The organism is Ruegeria sp. AG6, assembly GCF_056541565.1.
On sequence record NZ_JBQFYQ010000002.1, the window covers coordinates 300,108 to 318,867 of the forward strand.

The following is an 18,760-nucleotide window of genomic DNA, read 5'->3' on the forward strand; positions in this document are numbered from 1 at the left end:
GCTTTCAATTTGACAGGCGCAGTTCGGCCACAAAGTCATAGGCGTCACCGCGGTAGATCGAGCGGGTCAATTCAGCGACCCGCCCGCTTTGCAGATATGAGGTGCGTTGAATCCGAAGCCCGGCCGTACCTTCCGCAACATCCAGAAGCTCTGCCTCGGGCGGTTCGAGGTTGATGGCCGAGATTTTCTGGATCGCGCGCACCGGTCGCAGACCAGATTGTTCAAGAACAGAGTAAAGCGACCCCGTCACGTCGGTGGGGTTCGGCAGGATATCGAGCGGAAGGGCCGCTTTTTCCAACGCCATCGGGCGTCCTCCTGCCTCTCGCAGGCGGTAGATACGCGCGACCTGTTCATTTGCCGACAAGCCCAATGCCATCATTTCTTCCGGGGACGGCAGGAAAACCCCGCGCTCCAGCCATGTAGAGGTCGTCTTGAGCCCGCGCCGCTCCATGTCTTCGGTGAACGATGTCAGATGGGACAGCGATTGTTCAACCTTCGCTACGGGTTCGCGAACAAACGACCCAGACCCCTGTCTTTGCTCGATTGCACCTTTGCGCACCAGCTCATGAATGGCCTTGCGTACGGTCACACGGGACAGGTCGGTGATCTCGGCGATTTCTCTTTCAGGGGGCAGCGAACTGTTGGGAGGCAGGATGCCGTCCTTGATCCCTTGTTCAAGGCGTTGACGGAGCTGTACATAGCGCGGGCCCGAGCTGTGCCCCAACCATCCTTCGGGCCGCAGGAAATCAGCTATGTTCATGTTCGATTTCCTCCAGATACGCCTGTGCCAATGCAAGTGCGCCGGACAGTGGATCGCCTGCGGGCTGGACCAGAGCAGATTGCATGTTCGCAGGCAGGTAGGGCGCGTAAAGGGGGCCAATTCCGCCGGTCAGACAAACGGGCAGGCCAACGTTCCAGCCCATTTTCTTCATCACGTCGATCAGATAGCCCGCACCGTCCTGCAGGATGGATCTGGCCAAGTCGTCCCCGCGATTGGAAATCTCGGTCACAAGCGGGGCGAGGGCGCCAAAGTCCGATGGCGTCATGTCAGCGGCGGCCCGTACAATTCCTGCGGCATCGCCAAATCGAGACAGCAGATCCTGCGCCAATGCTGAAGGGCCGGCCGTGCCGTCCGTGTGCTCCAGCGTCTTGGCCAGCGCCCGTTTGCCAACCCATTGCGCGGAAGCCTGATCGCCCAGAACAGGGCCCCACCCGCCGGCAAACTTCATCGTGCCACCCCTTTGCATTGCGACAAAAGAACCGGTACCGCAATGTGCGACAAACCCGTCCATGGCCCCCAATGCGCCGCGCAAAGCTGCTGCGCGATCATCTTCGATCCGGACGTGCCGAAATGGCAATGCCGTCGCAAGTTTCCGGGCAATTGCGTCACCTGTTATCCCGGCCAGGCCCAGATAGGCGGGCGCTTGCGCAAGCTCCTCGGGCGAACGGCCCGCCTGAGCGGCCAGAGCTTCCAGACCGCGCTGCAGCTCGATGCAGGCGGCCTCGAAATCCGTGGACACGTTTGCTGCGCCGACTTCGACTCTGTGTGTTTTGCCATCAACAAAAGCGGCGACGCGGCAACGCGTTCCGCCCCCGTCGGCGGCCAGGAACATGGGTTTTGATGACTTTGCCATATACAGACCTTTATAATACCTTTGACGTGTTTTGAAGGCCTAATTGCGACCAAAGCGGCGAATTTCATGCTATATCGGCCAAAAATATGGAAAAAAATAAATGGTAGACTAATGGTATTTAAAAGGTATGATATCGAGAGTTCTTGGGGGAGAATCACTTGATTACGCCGGCGACAGAACAATTGCATCAGGATGCGCATGGGCTTGATACCCGTCCGCTGGCCGAAGTTGCCGGCCTGCTGGCGCGGTCGCAGGTGTCAGCGGCAACGGCAGTGCTTGATGCGCTTGGCCCGATTTGCAGCGGGGCGACGGCCATGGCCCAGACGATCCGGTCGGGCGGCAAGCTTCGATATCTTGCGGCGGGGTCTTCTGGCCTCATAGCGGCCTCGGACGCGCTTGAGCTTGGCGGAACCTTTTCCATCCCGTCGCAGCAGATCCGCATTCATATGGCGGGTGGAATGCCGATCACGGCAGACATGCCGGGGGATGTAGAGGACGCTGTTGATGGGCTGGCGCAAGAGGTGTCGGATATGGTTGCCAACGATACGCTCATCGCGGTCTCGGCCAGCGGCACCACGCCTTATACCGTCGCTGCCGCAAAACTGGCGCGCGACCGGGGGACGCCCGTGATCGGGATTGCAAACAACGCGGGTTCGCAATTGTTACAACTGGCGGACCATGCCGTTCTGCTTGCGACCCCTCCGGAATTGATCTCGGGATCAACCCGGATGGGGGCCGGCACTGCGCAGAAAATAGCTCTCAACACGTTGTCGACGCTGATGGCCATTGAGCTTGGGCATATTCAGGACGGCATGATGATCAATCTGCGGGCGGACAATGACAAATTGCGCGCACGCGCCAACGGAATCGTGTGCCAGCTTACCGGCGTATCACCGGAACGTGCTGATGATGCCCTGAGGGCCGCGGATGGGAACCTGAAATGCGCGGCACTTGTCGCCGCAGGTGCCGCATCGGTAGAGGATGCACAAAAGCGACTGGCTGAAACGAATGGCCATCTGCGTCATGCGATGAACCGGCTGAATGAAAATAACGAACATAGCAACCTGGGAGAAACCAAATGAAACGCAAAGTTCTGAGCCTAGCTCTGATGAGCACGGCGCTGGTCACAAGCGCCTATGCGCAAGACGCCACGCTGACAATCGAAAGCTGGCGCAACGACGACCTCGCTCTCTGGCAGGAAAAGATCATCCCTGCTTTCGAGGCGGCCAATCCAGGTATCAAAGTTGTTTTCTCGCCTTCAGCCCCGGCGGAGTACAATGCGGTTCTGAATTCGAAACTGGAAGCCGGATCCGCCGGTGATCTGATCACCTGCCGCCCGTTCGATGCTTCTCTGGCGCTGTACGAAGCGGGCCATCTGACCGACCTGTCCGATTTGGATGCGATGGACAATTTCTCGGACGTAGCCAAATCGGCGTGGCAGACAGACGATGGGTCGGCCAGTTTTTGTGTTCCGATGGCATCGGTGATCCACGGTTTTATCTACAACAAGGATGCGTTCAACGAACTGGGTCTGGAGGTTCCGACCACCGAGGCAGAATTCTTTGAGGTGTTGGACGAGATCAAGGAAGACGGCACCTATATTCCGATGGCAATGGGCACCAACGACCAGTGGGAAGCCGCAACGATGGGCTATAACAACATCGGCCCAAACTACTGGAAGGGCGAAGAAGGCCGTCTGGCCTTGATCAAGGGTGAACAGAAGCTGACCGACCCACAGTGGGTTGCACCTTATGCGACACTGGCCAAGTGGGGCGCGTATCTAGGCGACGGGTATGAGGCGCAGACCTATCCCGACAGCCAAAACCTGTTCACGCTGGGCCGCGCTGCGATCTATCCGGCAGGCAGCTGGGAAATCGCAGGTTTCAACACGCAGGCAGATTTTGAGATGGGCGCCTTCAAGCCGCCGGTCCAAAATGCCGGTGACACCTGCTATATCTCGGACCATACCGATATCGGCATCGGTCTGAACGCTGCCAGCGAAAACCAGGAGGCTGCCCGCACGTTCCTGGCCTGGGTCGCAAGCCCGGAATTCGCCAGCATTTTCGGCAATGCGGTTCCCGGTTTCTTCCCTCTGTCCAATACTCCGGTTGAACTGGAAGATCCCCTTGCCAAGGAAATCGTCGGATGGCGGGATGAGTGCGAGAGCACCATCCGTTCGACCTATCAGATCCTGTCACGTGGCACGCCCAACCTCGAAAACGAGACCTGGGGTGCGTCCGTTGCAGCCATCAAGGGCACCGAAAGCCCTGAGGCTTTGGGCAAGAAACTGCAAGACGGGCTGGCCAGCTGGTACGCACCGCATCAGTAAGACCTGAACCACTCTCGCCGGACGCGGCCCGTCGCGTCCGGCACCTTTTCCCCGGAGATCCCCATGCAGACCCGCCGCTTACGCTGGCACATCGCCGTTTTCCTTGCACCTGCGGTGCTAGTTTACACGGCGGTGATGATCCTGCCCTTGTTCAACACGCTCCGCCTTGCGCTGTTTACCGAAGTCGATCAGGCGCGTGTGTATGTGGGGTTGGAGAATTTCCGAACCTTGTTCCTTGATCCGCTCTGGTCCGAGCAATTCTGGAATGCGCTGGGCAACAACTTCTGGTTCTTCCTGATCCACATGCTGGTGCAGAACCCCATCGGCATCGCTTTGGCCGCGATCCTGTCACACCCGAGGCTGCGCTTTGCCGCACTGTACCGGTCGGCCATTTTCATTCCCACGATCCTGAGCTTCGTGATCGTGGGTTTTGCCTGGAAACTGATCCTGTCTCCGCTTTGGGGGATTGCGCCCTCGATGCTGGACGCGGTTGGCTTGAAATCCCTGTTCGCGCCTTGGCTGGGCAAGGAAGAATACGCGCTGACAACTCTGGCGCTTGTCTCGGTCTGGCAATTTGTCGGCATCCCGATGATGCTGATCTATGCGGCCCTTCTATCGATCCCCGAAGAAATTCTTGAAGCCGGAGAGATCGACGGGATCACCGGAGCTTCGGCTTTCTGGAAAATAAAACTGCCGCTGATCCTGCCTTCGATCGGGATCATCTCGATCCTCACATTCGTGGGCAATTTTAACGCGTTTGACCTGATCTATGTCTCTCAGGGCGCGCTGGCGGGGCCGGATTTTTCGACCGACATCCTGGGCACTTTCATGTACCGCACGTTCTTTGGTTTCCAGCTGCAACTGGGTGATCCGTATATGGGGTCCGCCATTGCCGGCGCCATGTTCGCCATCATCCTTGTGGGTGTTTGCATTTACCTTTTCGGCATCCAGACCCGGATGCGCCGGTATCAGCTGTGAGGGCTCTGCAATGAACAAGGCACGCTCCAATCCACTGAACACCGCCGCAATGCATGGTGCGCTGATCCTTTACACTCTGATCGCGCTGTTCCCGGTTTTCGTGATCATCATCAACAGCTTCAAAACGCGCCGGGCCATCTTTCGCGAGCCGCTTGCCTTGCCTGATGCCGAAAGCTTTTCCTTGATCGGCTACCAGACGGTGATGAAGCAGGGGGATTTCTTTCTCTACTTTCAGAACTCGCTGATCGTCACCGTTGTTTCACTGGCCTTTATCCTGCTGTTCGGCGCCATGGCCGCCTTTGCCCTCAGCGAATACCGGTTCAAGGGCAACATGTTGATGGGCCTGTATCTGGCGCTTGGGATCATGATCCCGATCCGCATCGGCACCGTGGCGATCCTGGAGATGATGGTCGCCACAGGGCTTGTGAACACACTCTGGGCCCTGATCTTCGTCTACACGGCACAGGGTTTGCCGCTGGCGGTGTTCATCCTGTCCGAGTTCATGCGCCAGGTCAGTGATGACCTGAAGAATGCAGGGCGCATCGATGGGCTTTCGGAATACACGATCTTTTTCCGGTTGGTGCTGCCTCTGGTCCGGCCCGCCATGGCGACCGTCGCCGTGTTCAACATGATCCCGATCTGGAACGATCTCTGGTTTCCCTTGATCCTGGCACCCGCTGAAGAGACCAAAACCCTGACGTTGGGCAGCCAGGTCTTCATCGGCCAGTTTGTGACCGACTGGAACGCGGTTCTGTCCGCGCTCAGCATGGCGATCCTGCCAGTTCTGGTGCTCTACGTCATCTTCTCGCGCCAGCTGATCCGTGGTATCACCTCAGGAGCTGTCAAATGACCCGGGTTCTGATCGCTGGTCTTGGCAACATGGGCCTGAGCCATGCCTTGGCCCATCATCGCCACCCCGACGCACGGATCGTGGGGCTGGTCAACCGCACAGGTCATGTAGACCATCCCGAACTGTCAGGCTATCCGGCCTATCCGGATTTTCAGGCGGCACTGGCCGAGACAAACCCAGATCTGGTCGTCGTCGCAACCTATTCCGACAGCCACGCAGACTTCGCCTGCGCCGCAATGGAAGCAGGTGCGCATGTCTTTGTTGAAAAACCACTGGCCACGACAGTTGCGGACGCCAGACGCGTGGTCGCAAAAGCAGTGGAAACCGGCCGGAAACTGGTGATCGGATATATTCTGCGGCACCACCCGTCATGGATGCGACTGATCTCGGAGGCGCGCGATCTCGGCGGGCCGTATGTCTTCCGTCTGAACCTGAACCAGCAAAGCAGCGGGGGCGAATGGGAAACCCACAAGGCCTTGATGCAGACGACATCGCCTATCGTCGATTGCGGCGTGCATTACGTCGATGTGATGTGCCAGATCACCGATTCCGATCCCGTCCGCGTGCATGGCATGGGCCTGCGGCTGAGCGATGAGATTGCCGAAGACATGTATAACTACGGCCAATTTCAGGTGATCTTCGAAGACGGCTCGGTCGGCTGGTACGAGGCTGGCTGGGGCCCGATGATGTCCGAGACTGCCTTTTTCGTGAAAGACATCGTGTCCCCCAACGGATCGGTATCAATCACCGATGGCAACAAGGGCGCATCCGCGGATATTGACGGCCACACCAAGGTTGGCGGTCTTCTGGTCCACCGCCCTGACGGTGACCGGACGATCGAAATGCCGGATGAGCCCGGCCATCAGGAACTCTGCGACGCTGAACAGGCCTATATGCTGCGCGCCATCGCCGAAGATTTCGATCTGACCCGCCACATGAACGACGCCGTGCAATCGCTGGCCATCTGCCTGGCCGCTGATGACAGCATCCGTACTGGCCAACCCATTTCGCTGAAAGAGGCACGCACATGACCGCCCTGACGCTGCAAAACGTGAACAAATCCTTCGGCACCGTCGAGGTTCTGAAAGACATCAATATCGAGGTGGAAGACGGCGAATTCGTCGTCTTCGTAGGCCCCTCGGGCTGTGGCAAATCCACCCTTCTGCGTGTCATCGCGGGGCTCGAGGATGTGACGTCGGGCGAAGTGCGCATCGGCGGAGAGCTCATGAATCTCACCCCGCCTTCGAAACGCGGTATCGCGATGGTGTTCCAGAGTTACGCTCTCTATCCCCACTTGAACGTGCGCAAGAACATGTCATTGGCGCTGAAACAGGAGGGCCAGAGCAGGCAGGTCATCGACGAGCGTGTCGAAAGGGCAAGCAAGATGCTGAACCTCGAACCTTACCTTGACCGGTATCCTTCCGAACTGTCCGGTGGACAGCGCCAGCGCGTCGCCATCGGTCGTGCCATCGTCCGGGAACCAAAGCTGTTTCTGTTCGACGAGCCTCTGTCCAATCTCGATGCGGCTCTGCGTATGAATACACGGTTGGAAATTGCGAACCTGCACCGGCAGCTTGACGCTTCGATGATCTATGTGACCCACGACCAGACCGAGGCAATGACTCTTGCCGATAAAATCGTCGTTCTGCGCGACGGGTGTGTGGAACAGGTCGGCAGCCCGATGGAGCTTTACAACAATCCCGCCAACCAGTTCGTGGCCGGTTTTCTTGGGGCGCCGTCGATGAATTTCTTTCCTGCCAGCATGATCGGCGAAAGCGCGGACATTACAACGGGTATCCGGCCGGAAGACCTGTTTTTGTCTGACGACGGTCCGGTGGTCGCAAACGTCACCCATGTCGAGCATTTGGGCGGTGACACCAACGTGATTGCCATGATGCAGGATCACCAGATCACCGCGCGCCTGTTCGGGCAGCATCAGGTTGAAGCTGGTCAGAGCATCCGATTTGGATATTCTCCGGGCAGGGTCTATCGCTTCGACGCACAGGGTGCGCGTCTCGCGTGACACTCACTGACGCAGGGCTCTGGGGGCCGAAGTCAGCCGACTTTTCCATGCAGCGCCGCCTAAACACCACCGGCTATTCTGGTGTTTCGGGTGAACATGACCGGCCCGGATGATGAGGCCGCGCGGAAATCAGCGGCGCGACCCGCCAAAGCGCGATAGAACTGGCGCAATCCGGGTTCGATATCTGCGGCAAGTTCTTCGCAATGCTGACACATGCGCACGATGTCGCCCTGAGGTTTTCGGGTTCTCAATGCTGCAATCAACTTACCGTGCCGTGCAACGAGTTCCTGGAACGCGTCGGTCCTCCGCAAAGCGGAATCTCCAACCAGAACAAAAACGGGCTCTGGGTTGGCTTTGCCTTTCAGGTCAACTTGGCCTGCCTGCAAAAATGCCAGGTCATCTCGCCCGGCTTGATACGCCGCGTCTGAAACGACAATGTCATACTCGACCGTTCGACAGCATTGTTCGATCCGTGCCGAAACATTCACGACGTCTCCAATAACCGTATAGTTGAACCGTTTTTGCGATCCGATGTTGCCGACGCAGGCCTGCCCCGTGGCGATTCCGGTTGCCAGCGCTATCGGCTTTCGGTTCCGCATGATCTCGGATGCATTGAACTGTGCCAAGGCACGCCGCATCCTGAGCGCGGCAAGCCCTGCGCGGCACGGGTGGTCCGTAACAGGCAAAGGCGCGTTCCAGAAGGCCATGATGGCGTCACCGATGAACTTGTCGATCGTACCACGCTCATGCAGGATCTGATCTCCGAGCCTGGAAAACAGCGCGTTCAGCAAGGATACAAGTTCCGTTGCCGACGCGGACTCGGACAGAGCGGTAAATCCCCGGATATCCGAAAACATCACGGTGATTTCCTGACTTTCTCCGCCCAATTGCAGCTGGTGGCCCGAATTCTCCATTTCATCAAGGATTTCCGGGGCCACGTAATGCGAAAAGACTTTTCGAATCTGGCGCTTTTCGCGCTCGGTCGAAACAAAAAGATACCCCGCCAGCAGACCGAAATTTGCGATGCCTCCAATCAGGGGGAAGGTGGCATCGAACAGGATGGATTGGTTTTGAAAAACCAGCCAACTGATGGCAAGAACGGCTGCGGCGGCTATGCCACCGGCGATGAAGGATGCGATGGCACCAAAGCTGGACATGACGGCAATCACCACAAGCCCCAGAAACGCAAAGGCAAGCAGTTCCTGTGCTGCGGTTATGTCAGACCGGCTGAGCATTTCCCCGGTCAGAGTCTGCTCGATCATCTGGGCGTGAATCGAAACACCGGGGACGCTTTCGCCAAGTGCCGTCTGGTGAATATCGAACAAACCGGCAGCGGAAGTTCCGATCAGGATAATTCTTCCTTCGATTTCGGATCGCAGCCCAGGGTCTTCAGTACCTTCCAGAACATCCTTGGCTGAAATGTAAAGGTCGGGGCTGTCCCGCCGGTACTTCAGCCAAAGCTCGCCATTCTCGGTTGTCGGCAAACGGTATCCGGCGATTTCGACGGCCAGCATGATGCCAGCCTCGTCAGGCGCGCCTTCCACAAAAATGCTGGTCTCACCCAGGGCGACCCTGAGTGCTTCGACGGCAAGGCTTGGCAGCGGACCGTCCGGACCGTTCCAAAGAACCGGTGCACGTCTTACGATGCCGGTCCCACCGATGGGCGAGACATTGACCCCGCCGACACCCGCCGCCGCCCGATCCAATGGTGGCGCGATCGGCGTCCAATGCGGAACCGAGATCAGCCCCTCGGCGGGGCTTTCCCCGAATTCAATGATTCCGGCCTTGGCCGCAATGGGTTCACCTTTGGCTGACAATCGCGCGGCCACGCCCAGCACCACGGGCCAGTAGGCCATTTCCATTCCAAGCAAGACATCGTTGTCCAGCTTTTCGGCATGGCGTTCCACAGTCAGTACGCCCGCCAGCGATGGATCATTCAGAAGGCGAGACGGCGAATACCGGTCAGGTTCGGCAAACAGCATGTCGAACGCAATCGTCGCGGCGCCGTAGTCACCCAGATTTTGAACCAACTGCGCAACCAAAGTGCGGGGCCAGGGCCATTGTCCAAAGCTGGCAAGCGAAGCTTCATCAATATCCACGACGCGCACGGGGAGTTCGGGATTGAACTCCCGCGGGGATAATCTTTGCAAAACGTCGAAATAGATCAGGCGCGTCATTCGAACCGGGTACGGATCCCACGCCCGGATGAAGCAACCCAAAAGGATCAGCCCCAGCCCCACGAGGCGGAAGGCCCATCGCCCGTTCCTGGATTTCCGCACCTTGTCGCTCACACCATCCTCCAGACAAATGGAACTGGAACTGCGTGTTAAACAGCAATTCCCGAGCAATTACGGATCAGTTTCTTCCCGCTCTGGTTCGTCCCGTTCGGGCTCCTCAGGTTCCGGTTCGTCCCGTTCGGGTTCCTCATGTTCAGGTTCTTCCTGCTCCGGTTCTTCTCTGTCGGGCTCTTCCTGCTCAGGTTCTTCGCGTTCGGGTTCCGCAGGGTCCGGTTCTTCTCTTGCCGGTTCATTGTTCGCGGAAGGCGAAGGTCCAGTGACCGTATTCTGCGCTTCACGTTGCTGAGGAGGGTCTCTACGGGCTTCCGACCGGTCTGTCTCGATGCGCCGTATGGGCGCTCCATCACCTGAGCACCCTTCAACGCGTACCTGCAAAGGGGGCAGCAGCCCTTCCTGAGACTGAACGAATGGAAACCCGCTTTTCAGCGCTTGTTCGTATTGCGCCTGATCGGCAGGCCGTCCAACTCCTCCGTCTCCGCTTGTTGCGAACATGCTGCATTGACGCCCCGAAGACCTGCACGCGCCCTGACTGCCGCACATGCGGACCGTACCTTGCAGGACAAGCATCGCGCTTTGCTTTTCCGACACGATCCACATGTCGAAGGTGGTGCCGCGCACGGCCATTGTCGCCGACGGAGTCCTGATCGAGTATGCTTTCTTTCGGCTTTTTCCGGAAATAAACCGAAAACTGCCACCCAAGGCCTGAACGGCAAAGCTCTTGGCTTTGCGGTTACTTCGCAGCATGGACACATCCAGCACCATGCGTGCGTTGGGGCCGATGGCAATCTTGGTGTCATCCACAAAAACGATTTGGATTACGCCAGTCTGATCAGTGCTGAGCGCGTCGCCGGACGCAACCTCCATTCCTGAATAAATGGGTTGTGCTTTTCCCGCGCGAACAACTTGGGCGCCTTGTTTGACGCTAATAATTTTTCCGATGTTGGCGATGGTCTGCGACGGTATGGCCGCGACAACGCAAAGAACCATTACAATCTTTAACAACGACAAACTCGAACCCTTTCCCCCAATGGGCTTTCAAGCACGGAAACCGCGCTGTGCTCGACGCTTGCCTCTCGAAAAGCATGTTATTATTCATATGCATTAAAAATGTAGACAAATATGCATTATTTTTCGCGCTTTTAGCAAGAATTAAGTGAAAACAACGTTCCAAATCCGCTTTGGGGGCGCTTCTGTGCAGCCTTAATCGGGCGCAGTTTCGAACCTTTTGTTGCGGCTTAAGCACCTGTTTGGAAAAAGTGCGACTTTTCAAATTAGATCCGACATCAACTTGCTGGTTGTCCAGATGCGCTGAGCAGCATTGTGTGCAGTTGAAATTCTGATTGCGCAGCGTATGTCTTGCCGTGAACGTACGTATATCAACACGCGCTGACGACCCTTTTACTTTGCCACCCTTCGCGGCTCTTTAATGTGACATGTCCCTCGGGTAGAAACGCAGATGGGCAAGCTGACGGTCGCTGCCCGATTGTTCCAGCGCTGCAACACGGAGTCTGTTCATGCTGTTTCGTCGCATTATGGTCGCGGCCATGTTTTCTGGCTGTTTGCTGTCCACAGCGCCTGCACAATCCGATTCTGCTGCACGGCTCTTTGTGGAGCTGAACTCGGCCGAGAATGTCGCCAACGCGTGCAGGTTGACGTTTCTGGTCAAGAATGAAACCGGGCAGCCAATCGACGGTGCCGTGTTCGAAACCGTCATTTTCGACACCGAAGGTGGTGTTTTGAACCTTTCACTTTTCGACTTTCGTGACTTGCCCGCCGACCGGCCCCGGGTGCGCCAGTTCGACCTTCCCAACAGAACATGTGACACAGTTGGACAAGCCTTGATCAACGGCGCGAACTCCTGCGTCGTGGATGGTTCCGAAAGTGACATATGCGACAGCACCCTCACGCTCAGCAGTAGGGTGGAAATGGAGTTGTTGGGATGAGTCCTGTAGCCGCACTACGTGAGATATTTGACCTCGGCGGGCCGGTGGTGGCGATATTGATCGCCATGTCGGTTTTGACGCTGGCCGTCACCCTCTACAAACTCTGGCAATTTGCAGCCTGCGGTGTCGGGCGGCACAAGGTGCTGTCTGAAGCTCTGGCAGCCTGGGACGCAGGAGATCACAGTGCCGCGCGCGCAAGGCTGGCGGACAGCAGCAGCTATCTTGCCCCTATTGTGGGCGCGGCGATGAACGCATCTGGTGTTCCGGGGGCCGATGACCGGCTGGATGCCGAAGCGGGTTTGGCGCTTGCCGGGCTGGAACGTGGTTTTCGTTTGCTGGACACCGTGGCGCAGCTGGCGCCTTTGCTGGGTCTTTTTGGTACGGTTCTGGGTATGATCAGTGCTTTCCAAAGCTTGCAAACCGCTGGATCATCGGTTGATCCGTCTCTTTTGGCCGGCGGGATCTGGGTGGCCCTGATCACCACGGCCGTTGGTCTGGCCGTTGCGATGCCAACGTCGATGGTTTTGTCCTGGCTTGAAAGCCGAACCGCACGCGAGCGTGTTTTTGCGGACAAGGCTTTGCGTACGGTTCTGGTTCCCGGTCATTCCATCCAAAGCACAGAGGCGGCGGCACAGGCCCCGGTCGCCCCAGAACATGCGTAACACTGCGCCTTTTGTGCGGCGGCGCATGTCGATGACACCCCTTATCGACGTGATCTTTCTGCTGTTGCTGTTTTTCATGCTGTCCTCAACGTTTTCGCGGTTCAGCGAGATCGAGTTGAGCAGCGCCGCCACAGGCGGGAATGCCGACGCAACGCCGCCCGAACGCCTTTTCGTGCAACTTGGCCCCACACGTGTTGTCCTGAACGGTCAACCCCTGTCGCTTGAGGAATTGTTCGATCAGGTCCAAGCCGGTCAGGTGCTGGTGAGCCTTGATCCGGAGACAACTGCGCAACGTCTTGTGGACCTGCTTGTCCCATTGCGTGGGCGCGAAGGTTTGACGGTCAGGGTGTTGGAGTGAGGCAATGATCCGTTACATCCGACCCGGTCGAAATCGTGATTCCACCATTCCGCTGATCAACGTCGTCTTTCTGATCCTGATCTTTTTTCTGATTACGGGTACGATTGCACCGCCATTGGATCCCGATCTGGATCTGGTGAATACAGCGGACCTTGACGGCCGCGAGCCGCCGGATGCGCTTGTTCTTCATCGGGACGGGACATTGAGCTTTCGCGGCAATCCGATCGAGGCGGAAGCTTTCATGGCCGCGCATGACTCGGGGCCTGTGCGGATCGTTCCGGACAGGAATGCGTCGGCCTCTCGATTGATGGAGATCACCAGCAGTTTGCGCCGGTTGGGTGCGCCAACCGTTTTTCTGGTGACCGAACAGGCCCTAGAATGATCAGGCGGTCCATTTCTGTTGCAATCATTGCAATTTCGATTTCCGTACTGGTGCATCTGATCGGCCTGATTGTCACGGTGCCAGAGTTGTCAGATCCGGCTTCCGGGGAACCCGGTACCGACACAATCGAACTCAGCAACGCGTTCGAAGAGTTGGCCGATACCAGGATCGAACCCGTACCGCCCGCTCCGAATGAACCGCCAACCCCTCCGGTGGAACCGCCAACCCAGCCGCAGGAGGCAGAAGTTCCGACAAGTGATGCCCGCGTGGCCTCGCCGAATCCGCAAGAGACGTTCACGCCCGACACCGGGGATTCAACGATTATCCAGCCGAGGGCGCCGGATGAGATTGTCGTGGACCCTGTAGACCAGAACCTGGAGGATGAAGGCGAAGCCGCTGAAGCGGAAGGTGCTGCGTCGGCAAGGCCTGAAGCGTTGGCCGAAACACCCGAGGTGCCTAAGGAAGAGGCGGTCGATCCGGTTGAGCCTTCTTCTGCCGAAGAACCGGTGTCCGAGGAACAGCAACAGATCGCCGCGTTACCAGTCGAGGTGGCTCCGGTTGTTCCGGAAAACACGTCCCCACTTGAACCTGTGATACCGGAAGAAGCGTCAGAACCTCTGGATGAAGACGCCGAATTGACCGTACCCGATGCCAGCGTGGACGGATCCGAACAGGCCGTAGCCACGTCATTGCGGCCTCGCCTTCCAGACCGACGCCCGCAACCCACCCTGCGGGGTGCGTTGGATCCGTCAAGCAACTTTGACGCTCTGAGATTTCCGGAGCAGACGATTGAATCACCGCTGGCGACGTATCAAAGAGAGGGTGTCGACGCCTTCCGACAAAACCGGGGCGGCACACGTTCAGGCGGGCGGGGGCCGGGAAATTCAGACACCACGAACTATGCAGGTCAGGTTCTTGTTCATCTGAACAGGGCGCCAATCGTTTACGTTGCCGGTCGTGGCTATGCGCGTGTTTTTTTTCAGATTGACCCGGATGGTTCATTGGCCTGGGTTGATGTCGTCGAAAGCTCTGGCTCGCCGGAAATAGAGCGCGCAGCCAAAGAACAGGTTCGAACCGCCGCACCTTTCCCGCGCCCACCTGGGGGCGTCAGCCGGAAGCTTTCATTTTACTATCAGATAAGATGATCCGACGGGTCTTGTCAGGTGAACACGATTAGCGATCACCCTAAGGGCTTTCGCCGAATTCCCTGATTGCGCGGGTTTGCAGCTCTGAGATTAAAAATACCCTTTGGCCGATAGAATGTGATATAAGAAAATAGGAATATAATGATGGCGCGATGAAATTCGCCCTCATAGCTAAGTATTCCTGAACTGGGAGGTCACTTTGTTTCGGAAATCTGCTTGCATAATCTCACTTATATTGGTCCCCGCTGTTGTTGGTGCCGACGCCGTGCCCAGCGAAGATGCTGCCGAGGGATTGTTTTCTGATCAGCCGTATTCCCCTTACGCCCAACGCACATTTCCTGAACGTCCATTATGGGGGGACACTCACCTTCACACCGGGCTTTCGCTGGATGCGGGTGCTTTCGGGAACACCTTGCTGCCGGATGAGGCGTGGCGTTTCGCCAAGGGTGAGCAAGTCATTTCTTCAACGGGCCAGCCTGTAAGACTGTCACGACCATTGGATTGGATGGTTCTCACGGATCACACGGACCTGATGGGGTTCGCGCCGGATTTGCAGGCTGGCAAGCCGGGCGTTCTTTCTGATCCCAAAGGACTGGAGTGGTACAAGGGGTACAAGGCCGGCGGGGAAGAAGCCGGTAAAGCGGCTTTCGACATCATCACCAATTTTTCGCAAATGACACTGCCGGAAATCCTGTTGGAATCGTACAGCCCCGGTGCCGATGCATTTGCCTTTACCTGGGAAAGCATCGTTCTGGCGGCAGAGCGGCACAATGACCCCGGCACTTTTACCGCTTTCATCGGCTTTGAATGGACCTCGGTACCGAAAGGGTTCAACTTGCACCGTAATGTCATGCTGCGGGATGGGCCAATCAGGGCGCTTCAAATGGTGCCGCCGGTCACGCAACCGCCCTACGGTGATACGGATCCAAAGGCGCTTTATGCCTGGCTTGAAGAGTATCAGGAAAAAACGGGGGGGCGTGCAGTTGCCTTTGCCCATAACGGGAACCTGTCGAATGGGTGGATGTTCCCAACCGAAGACACCTATCACGGCGGCAAGGTTGACGAGGAATATGTCGCGGCCCGCGCAAAATGGGAGCCCCATTACGAAGTCACCCAGATCAAGGGTGACGGTGAAGCGCATCCTTTCCTGAGCCCGGATGATGAATTTGCCGATTACGAGAACTGGGACGTCGGCAATCTGGACATAACCGAGTTGAAAACCGATGACATGCTGGCCGGAGAATACGCCCGAGAGGCATTGAAACGCGGATTGATGCTGGAAGAAAAGTTTGGCGTGAACCCCTATAAATTCGGCATGGGGGGTGCGACGGACAGCCATACCTCTTTGGCCACGGCCGAAGAAGACAACTTCTTTGGAAAATCCGTCAGCGTCGAGCCCTCAGCCTCGCGTATCAAGCATCCGTTCATAGCCAATGACCTTGGTGAAATTCCCGGCGACCTGCTTGTCGCCTCCGGATACACGGCTGTCTGGGCTACTGAGAATACACGCGCGGCGATCTTTGACGCGTTCAAGCGCCGCGAAACCTATGCAACGACCGGGCCAAGGATCGGCCTGCGGTTCTTTGGCGGATGGGATTTCAGTGAAGCTGATGTTGAAACCCGTTTTCTGGCCAATGTTGGCTATACCAAAGGGGTGCCAATGGGTTCGGACCTGCGCCCGCGCGAGGGTGAGGCTGCGCCAAGCTTCCTGATCGCCGCTCTGCGCGACCCGGTTGGTGCCAATCTTGACCGTGTTCAAGTGATAAAGGGATGGCTCGATTCTGAAGGTGCCTTGCAGGAAAAGGTCTACGACGTCGCATGGTCGGATAACCGCGAGGTCGATCAAAACGGCAAAGTCCCTGCGGTTGGAAACACTGTGGACGTGGATACTGCCAGCTGGACCAACACAATCGGAACGGCCGAACTTGTCACCGTATGGTCAGACCCGGATTTCGATCCGAATGCGCGCGCATTTTACTACGTCCGCGCCATCGAAATTCCAACGCCGCGTTGGATCCTGTATGACAAGTTGAGATATGGTATCGAATTGCCCGAGGATGCAGTGCTTACGCATCAGGAACGCGCCTATTCGTCCCCGATCTGGTACACCCCGGCAGAGTGATCCGTTCTGCGATTGGAACACAAGCCGAGTTAATGACCTTACCTCGGTGCGTCCTCCGCGTTACTGTAACACGCGGAGGGCATCATCATGCAAAACCCGACCCGATGACGCCAACATCTGAACAAACAATCTGGCCACGTTTCACGCAGGAGGCTTGATGCGAGTACTGAAAGAACCTCTGCTCCATTTTTTTTTGATAGGAGCGGCAATTTTTGTTTGGTTCCATATTGTAGCGCCGGAAAGCGAGAACGTTGAAGATATTGAGAAAATAACACTCGACCAGGATGACGTTGCGCTTTTGTCCGCTCGTTTCGAAGCGCAGTGGAAACGCCCTCCAAGCGATGCGGAACTGAAGGCTTTGGTCGACGCATCCATTCGTGAAGAGGTTCTGGTCCGGGAGGCAAGACAACTTGGTCTGGATCGCGGAGATCCCTTGATAAGGACCCGGCTGAGCCAAAAAATGGATTATCTGACCGAAGCCATTGCCACTTCCATCGTTCCGAATGACGAAGATCTGGAGGTTTTTCTTCAGGAAAACGCGGAACGCTATGCAACGCCTGTCATGGTGGCTTTTAATCAGGCCTTTCTTGGAGAGGAGCCCGGAGAGGCCGAAATCGAGAAAGCCCTGGCCACCCTGCGCGCCAAGCAAGACATCTCCGATCTGGGCGGTTCGACCTTGCTGCCGGCATCAATGCCTTTGTCCGCGACGCGGGTTGTCGAGTCGGTCTTTGGAGGAGGGTTTTCGCATAGCATAACAGAGGTCGAAACAGGTCAGTGGACGGGTCCGATCCGGTCAGGTTACGGTATCCACCTTGTCGAGGTCGTTGCGGTCGAGCCCAGCCGAACACCGCCACTTGCTGAAATTCACAATACGGTGCTGCGGGACTGGCGCCGCGCGATGAGTGAAGATCTGGCGCAAGCGCAATATCAGTCTCTGGCCGAAAAATACGAGATTGTGGCCCCCGATCTTTCAGGCCCGGCTAAATGAGAGCTTTGATCTGCTTACTGTTTGCGCTGCTGTTTGTGTGGCCTGCAAATTTCGCTGCTGCGCACGCGCTTGATCCGGGATTTCTGGAAATTCGTCAGATTGCCTCTGACACCTGGAGCGTTCATTGGCGAAAGCCCGACGTGAATGGCCAACCGATGGCGATTGACGCAGTTTTGCCAGATGGCTGCACTCCGGCGCGTGGCCCGGATCCCATATCCGACGGTCGAGGGTGGGTTTCGTCCTGGGTCGTCGAATGCCAGGCGGGTATCGCGGGCCAACCCATTGCCATTGAGGGCCTTGAGACTCAGAGAAACGACGTGCTGGCGCGTGTGCATCCCCAGGATGCGCAACCTACTACGTTTCGTTTTACACCGGATATCAATGTTCAAATCATACCTTCTGAACAGTCGACATGGTCAGTGTTTGCCGCATATTCCCAGTTGGGATTTGAACACATACTGGAAGGTTGGGATCACCTTCTGTTTGTCTTTGCGCTGTTTGTTCTGGTCCGCGATCCATGGAAACTTGTCGGAGCCGTAACAGCGTTCACACTTGCGCATTCAATAACCTTGGCGCTGGCAACGATGGGCGTTTTGAATGTTCCCGGACCACCGGTCGAGGCCGTTATCGCACTGTCCATCGTTTTTCTGGCGATGGAGATCGTCAAAGGTGGCGAAGGACGGTTCCGGCTTTCAAAACAGAAACCCTGGATCGTATGCTTCGGGTTCGGGCTTTTGCACGGCCTAGGTTTTGCAGGGGCATTGGCTGATATCGGGTTGCCCCCTAACGATATTCCCGCGGCATTGCTGGCCTTCAACCTCGGTGTCGAAGCCGGGCAGCTGAGTTTTATTGCTGCCTTGGCTCTTCTGATGGCGACCTGGCGGCTGATCGCGTTTCCGGTTGGCAAACATGCCACGGTCTTGACCGCGTATGGGATCGGCTCAGTGTCAATGTACTGGCTGATAGAACGCATAAGCGGTTTTTGAACCGTGGCGAAGTCGCGAGAGTTGAGCAAAATTTTGTGGATCATGACGGCGCATGTGCCTGAA

18 protein-coding genes are annotated in these 18,760 nt (G+C 57.1%); 14 read left to right on the forward strand and 4 right to left on the reverse strand.

The annotated features are described in order from the left end of the window. Nucleotides 1-4: 4 nt before the first annotated feature. Nucleotides 5-760: a GntR family transcriptional regulator gene (locus ACR0I0_RS08610; protein ID WP_171636418.1), complete on the reverse strand. Its 756-nt coding sequence runs from the start codon at nucleotides 758-760 to the stop codon at nucleotides 5-7. Next, nucleotides 747-1,634 (reverse strand): glucosamine kinase nucleotide-binding domain-containing protein, encoded by an 888-nt coding sequence (locus tag ACR0I0_RS08615; protein WP_480490988.1) that lies wholly within the window; start codon nucleotides 1,632-1,634, stop codon nucleotides 747-749. Before ACR0I0_RS08615 ends, ACR0I0_RS08610 begins: the two co-directional genes overlap by 14 nt. Before the next feature lie 158 nt (nucleotides 1,635-1,792). Here ACR0I0_RS08615 and ACR0I0_RS08620 point away from each other — a divergent pair, with 158 nt between their 5' ends. From ACR0I0_RS08620 to ACR0I0_RS08645, 6 genes are all read left to right on the forward strand, one after another. Further along, nucleotides 1,793-2,716, forward strand: coding sequence for an N-acetylmuramic acid 6-phosphate etherase (locus ACR0I0_RS08620; RefSeq protein ID WP_480490990.1), 924 nt, complete (start codon nucleotides 1,793-1,795; stop codon nucleotides 2,714-2,716). Further along, entirely contained in the window at nucleotides 2,713-3,963 is a 1,251-nt protein-coding gene (locus ACR0I0_RS08625) for an ABC transporter substrate-binding protein (protein ID WP_480490992.1), read from the forward strand. The genes ACR0I0_RS08620 and ACR0I0_RS08625 overlap by 4 nt, the downstream gene beginning before the upstream one ends. A 63-nt stretch (nucleotides 3,964-4,026) precedes the next feature. Continuing rightward, nucleotides 4,027-4,941 (forward strand): carbohydrate ABC transporter permease, encoded by a 915-nt coding sequence (locus ACR0I0_RS08630; protein WP_480490994.1) that lies wholly within the window; start codon nucleotides 4,027-4,029, stop codon nucleotides 4,939-4,941. A 10-nt stretch (nucleotides 4,942-4,951) separates the two neighbouring features. After that, nucleotides 4,952-5,791, forward strand: coding sequence for a carbohydrate ABC transporter permease (locus ACR0I0_RS08635; protein ID WP_171229417.1), 840 nt, complete (start codon nucleotides 4,952-4,954; stop codon nucleotides 5,789-5,791). Further along, nucleotides 5,788-6,822 carry a Gfo/Idh/MocA family protein gene (locus ACR0I0_RS08640; protein ID WP_480490996.1) on the forward strand — a complete coding sequence of 345 codons (1,035 nt, stop codon included), beginning with the start codon at nucleotides 5,788-5,790 and terminating at the stop codon, nucleotides 6,820-6,822. The genes ACR0I0_RS08635 and ACR0I0_RS08640 overlap by 4 nt, the downstream gene beginning before the upstream one ends. After that, on the forward strand, nucleotides 6,819-7,814 hold the full coding sequence (locus ACR0I0_RS08645) for an ABC transporter ATP-binding protein (RefSeq protein WP_171636408.1): 996 nt from the start codon (nucleotides 6,819-6,821) through the stop codon (nucleotides 7,812-7,814). Before ACR0I0_RS08640 ends, ACR0I0_RS08645 begins: the two co-directional genes overlap by 4 nt. Nucleotides 7,815-7,873: 59 nt before the next feature. Here ACR0I0_RS08645 and ACR0I0_RS08650 read toward each other — a convergent pair whose 3' ends face one another. Together ACR0I0_RS08650 and ACR0I0_RS08655 are read right to left on the reverse strand one after the other, a co-directional pair. Next, nucleotides 7,874-10,105 (reverse strand): CHASE2 domain-containing protein, encoded by a 2,232-nt coding sequence (locus ACR0I0_RS08650; RefSeq protein WP_480490998.1) that lies wholly within the window; start codon nucleotides 10,103-10,105, stop codon nucleotides 7,874-7,876. Between the two features lie 57 nt (nucleotides 10,106-10,162). Beyond that, nucleotides 10,163-10,975, reverse strand: a complete 813-nt coding sequence (locus ACR0I0_RS08655) for a FecR family protein (protein WP_245218155.1) — start codon at nucleotides 10,973-10,975, stop codon at nucleotides 10,163-10,165. Between the two features lie 650 nt (nucleotides 10,976-11,625). On the opposite strand from ACR0I0_RS08655, the gene ACR0I0_RS08660 reads away from it, so the two are divergent. From ACR0I0_RS08660 to ACR0I0_RS08695, 8 genes are all read left to right on the forward strand, one after another. Continuing rightward, on the forward strand, nucleotides 11,626-12,054 hold the full coding sequence (locus tag ACR0I0_RS08660; protein ID WP_171636406.1) for a hypothetical protein: 429 nt from the start codon (nucleotides 11,626-11,628) through the stop codon (nucleotides 12,052-12,054). Continuing rightward, nucleotides 12,051-12,716, forward strand: a complete 666-nt coding sequence (locus ACR0I0_RS08665; RefSeq protein WP_171636404.1) for a MotA/TolQ/ExbB proton channel family protein — start codon at nucleotides 12,051-12,053, stop codon at nucleotides 12,714-12,716. Before ACR0I0_RS08660 ends, ACR0I0_RS08665 begins: the two co-directional genes overlap by 4 nt. 31 nt (nucleotides 12,717-12,747) lie before the next feature. Further along, nucleotides 12,748-13,074: an ExbD/TolR family protein gene (locus ACR0I0_RS08670; RefSeq protein WP_171636402.1), complete on the forward strand. Its 327-nt coding sequence runs from the start codon at nucleotides 12,748-12,750 to the stop codon at nucleotides 13,072-13,074. Nucleotides 13,075-13,078: 4 nt separating this feature from the next. Continuing rightward, nucleotides 13,079-13,456: an ExbD/TolR family protein gene (locus tag ACR0I0_RS08675; protein WP_152460515.1), complete on the forward strand. Its 378-nt coding sequence runs from the start codon at nucleotides 13,079-13,081 to the stop codon at nucleotides 13,454-13,456. After that, nucleotides 13,453-14,601 carry an energy transducer TonB family protein gene (locus ACR0I0_RS08680; RefSeq protein WP_171636400.1) on the forward strand — a complete coding sequence of 383 codons (1,149 nt, stop codon included), beginning with the start codon at nucleotides 13,453-13,455 and terminating at the stop codon, nucleotides 14,599-14,601. Before ACR0I0_RS08675 ends, ACR0I0_RS08680 begins: the two co-directional genes overlap by 4 nt. A gap of 265 nt (nucleotides 14,602-14,866) precedes the next feature. Continuing rightward, complete coding sequence (locus tag ACR0I0_RS08685; protein WP_480491000.1) at nucleotides 14,867-16,723, forward strand: DUF3604 domain-containing protein; 1,857 nt, start codon at nucleotides 14,867-14,869, stop codon at nucleotides 16,721-16,723. Between the two features lie 157 nt (nucleotides 16,724-16,880). Continuing rightward, complete coding sequence (locus tag ACR0I0_RS08690) at nucleotides 16,881-17,711, forward strand: peptidyl-prolyl cis-trans isomerase (RefSeq protein WP_480491002.1); 831 nt, start codon at nucleotides 16,881-16,883, stop codon at nucleotides 17,709-17,711. After that, nucleotides 17,708-18,697, forward strand: a complete 990-nt coding sequence (locus tag ACR0I0_RS08695) for a HupE/UreJ family protein (protein ID WP_480491003.1) — start codon at nucleotides 17,708-17,710, stop codon at nucleotides 18,695-18,697. Before ACR0I0_RS08690 ends, ACR0I0_RS08695 begins: the two co-directional genes overlap by 4 nt. Nucleotides 18,698-18,760 lie beyond the last annotated feature (63 nt).